Annotated in this window: 2 protein-coding genes and 1 pseudogene; 2 read left to right on the top strand and 1 reads right to left on the bottom strand. The window is 71.7% G+C overall.

Annotated features, from left to right (window positions below; translation table 11 throughout):
• The coding region (locus DBR36_RS15795; protein WP_146185401.1) for a S9 family peptidase at nucleotides 1–583 on the top strand (583 nt) is incomplete at its 5' end.
• Nucleotides 584–642: 59 nt separating this feature from the next.
• Here the strand turns inward: DBR36_RS15795 and hflX are convergent.
• Entirely contained in the window at nucleotides 643–2160 is a 1518-nt protein-coding gene (hflX, locus tag DBR36_RS15790; RefSeq protein ID WP_108320662.1) for a GTPase HflX, read from the bottom strand.
• An 86-nt stretch (nucleotides 2161–2246) separates the two neighbouring features.
• Here hflX and DBR36_RS18635 point away from each other — a divergent pair.
• A pseudogene (locus tag DBR36_RS18635) lies at nucleotides 2247–2325 on the top strand (16S rRNA methyltransferase); the annotation flags it as partial.

The raw sequence follows: 2325 nt of genomic DNA, 5'->3' as shown, positions 1-2325 counted from the left end.
CCGCCTCGCCGGTCAGTGGGGGGTGGTCGACGTCGACGACGTCGCCGCCGCGGCATCCGCGCTGGCTCAGGCGGGACTCGCCGATCCCGACCGCATCGCCATCGCGGGCGGCTCGGCGGGCGGCTGGACGGTGCTCGCTGCGGTCACCACCACCGACGTCTTCGGCGCGGGCATCTCGCGCTACGGCGTGGGCGACGCCCGCGCGCTGGCCGAGGACACGCACGACTTCGAGGCGCGCTACCTCGACGGGCTGATCGGCCCGCTCCCCGAGGCCGAGGACGTCTACGTCGAACGCTCTCCGCTCAGCCACCCGGAACGCTTCCGCGTCCCGCTGCTCATCCTGCAGGGGTCCGAGGACCGGGTGGTGCCTCCGTCGCAGGCCGAGGCGATCCGCGACGCGCTCGTCACCCACGGCATCCCCCACTCCTACGTGCTCTACGAGGGCGAGGGCCACGGCTTCCGTCGATCCGAGACCGTCATCGACGCGCTCCAGCGCGAGCTCGGCTTCCTCGGGGCCGTGTTCGGTTTCGACACCCCCGGCGTACCGCCGCTCGCGCTCGACGGCGACCCCGCCGCGCGGTGACGACGAAGGCCCCGCCGACATGACGTCGGCGGGGCCTCGAACCACCGCGGTGGTGAGCCTCAGGCGGCGAAGGGGGCGAGCTCGGCTGCGAGGCGGGCGCCCACGTGGGCGTGCAGGAACGTTCCGCTCTCGCGGTGCTCCTGCGCGACGATGAGCCCGCTCTCGTGTACGGCCGACACGAGGTCCCCGCGGTCGTACGGGACGACCGCCTGCACCTCGACCGCGGGGAGCGGCAGAGCGTCCTCGATCGCGGCGCGCAGCTCGTCGATGCCCTCGCCCGTGCGCGACGAGACGAACTTCGCCTGCGGTGCCAGACCGCGCAGCACCAGACGGTCGTCCTCGCTCACCAGATCAGCCTTGTTGAACACGACGATCTCGTGGCCGAAGTCCGCGTCCACATCACCCATCACATCGCGCACCGTCATCAGCTGCGCGGCCGGATCGGGGTGGGACGCGTCGACGACGTGCAGGATGACGTCGGCGTCGCCGACCTCCTCAAGCGTCGAACGGAACGCCTCGACCAGCTGGTGCGGAAGGTTGCGCACGAAGCCGACCGTGTCGGTCAGCGTGTACACGCGGCCGTCGGTGGTCTCGGAGCGGCGGACCGTGGCATCCAGGGTCGCGAACAGCGCGTTCTCGACCAGCACCCCAGCGCTCGTCAGGCGGTTCAGCAGGCTCGACTTGCCGGCGTTGGTGTACCCGGCGATCGCGACCGAGGGGATCGTGTGACGTTTACGCTCGGCCCGCTTGGCCTCGCGGGCGGGGGCGAAGTCGCGCAGCTGCTTGCGCAGCAGCGCCATCTTGGTGCGGATGCGGCGGCGATCGAGCTCGATCTTGGTCTCACCGGGACCGCGCGAGCCCATACCCGCGCCGCCCGCGCCGACCTGTCCACCGGCCTGACGCGACATCGAGTCACCCCACCCGCGCAGGCGCGGGAGCAGGTACTCGAGCTGCGCGAGCTCGACCTGCGCCTTGCCCTCGCGGCTCTTGGCGTGCTGACTGAAGATGTCGAGGATGACGGTGGTGCGGTCGATGACCTTGACCTTGACGACGTCCTCGAGGGCGCGCCGCTGGCTGGGCGCCAGCTCGGTGTCGGCGATCACGGTGTCGGCGCCGACGGCCGCGACGATGTCGCGCAGTTCGGCCGCCTTGCCTCGCCCGACGTAGGTCGCCGGATCGGGGTGGGGGCGACGCTGCAGGACGCCGTCGAGCACCACCGCACCGGCGGTCTCGGCGAGCGCCGCGAGTTCGCGCAGCGAGTTCTCGGCATCCGCCTGCTCGCCCTGGGGGTGGACGCCCACGAGCACGACGTTCTCGAGGCGCAGCTGTCGGTACTCGACCTCGGTGACGTCCTCGAGCTCGGTCGACAGGCCCACGACGCGGCGCAGTGCGGCGCGCTCCTCGCGATCCCACTGGTCGCCGTCGGCGTCTCCGCCGTACGCCGTCGTGGCGTCCTGGAGTGCTTGCGCCGCACCGAAGACCCGGACCCCGCGGTGCGCTTCGGCGCGCGAGAGCACGCGGTCCACCGGATCCACGGCGGGCGCGTCGATGCTCGGGGGTGTGGTCTGTTCGGTCATGTGTTCCTTCCGTCGCGGGAGATCCCGCGTGTTCTGGCACTTTATCCGCCCCGGTGGGGCGAACGGCCGTCCGATATCCTGGAGGCATGGGGAGCGAGCACTATTTCAGCGCGTCGCCGTCGAGTCCCGAACAGCTCCGTCGCATCCGTGCGACGCTCGCCGGTC

The organism is Microbacterium sp. HMWF026, assembly GCF_003061325.1.
GTDB lineage: Bacteria > Actinomycetota > Actinomycetes > Actinomycetales > Microbacteriaceae > Microbacterium > Microbacterium testaceum_E.
The sequence above is the reverse complement of the archived record's forward strand: the minus strand, read 5'-3'. Positions and strand labels throughout refer to the sequence as shown.